The sequence below is a fragment of the Pseudomonas sp. KCJK9000 genome, from assembly GCF_046230725.1.
Classification (GTDB): domain Bacteria; phylum Pseudomonadota; class Gammaproteobacteria; order Pseudomonadales; family Pseudomonadaceae; genus Aquipseudomonas; species Aquipseudomonas promysalinigenes.
On sequence record NZ_JBJJLN010000132.1, the window covers coordinates 1 to 823 of the forward strand.

General features: G+C 59.3%; 1 protein-coding gene. It reads left to right on the forward strand.

Features of this window, described 5'->3' with window-relative positions; all coding sequences use genetic code 11:
- Positions 1-823, forward strand: an 823-nt coding sequence (locus ACK59H_RS22935) for an immunoglobulin-like domain-containing protein (protein WP_409264988.1), incomplete at both ends; no start/stop codon positions are given.

Genomic DNA, 823 nt, shown 5'->3' on the forward strand with positions numbered 1-823 from the left:
GGTCAACGCCAGCTCCGGCTCAGTTGACTACGTCGCACCGAACAACGTCTACAACACCAACACGCCGCTGACTAACAGCATCACCAACGTCACCGGTGGCAACTACGAGAAGCTGGAAACGGCTGGTAACCCGACCACTTCGGTTACCGATGATCCAGCCAAGCTGGACACTACCGGCGTGAGCCTCACCGCTACAGGCACCGTTCAAGAAGGCGGCCAAATCACCTACACCGCCAAGCTGACCAACCCAGCCGGCAGCGAGATGAAGGTCACCCTCAGCAATGGTGAAGTCATCACTATTGGCAAAGGTTTGACCGAAGGCTCGATCACGGTCCCAGCGCCAGCAAACACCGTGTACGTCGACGCCGGTAAAGTCGAAGCGACCATCACCGGCACGACTGGTGGTGACTTCGAACGCCTCAACGTCAGCGACACCCCGGCCGTCACTAGTGTTACTGACTCGATCGATACCTCGACTGTAACGCTGACCGCGACCCCAAGCGTGACCGAAGGCGGCACCGTGGTGTACACCGCAACTGTCAGCGCTCCGGTTACTGGTGCTCCGCTGGTGATCACTTTGGCTAATGGCCAGACCATCACCATCCCAGTCAGCGCCAGCTCCGGCTCAGTCGACTACGTTGCGCCAAACAACGTCTACACCACCAATGCCCCGCTGACCAACAGCATCACCAATGTCACTGGCGGCAACTACGAGAAACTGGTTACCACCGGTACTCCTAGCACCACGGTCACCGACGACCCGGCGAAGCTTGACACCACCGGTGTCACCTTGACGGCTACCAACACCGTCCAGGAAGGCGGC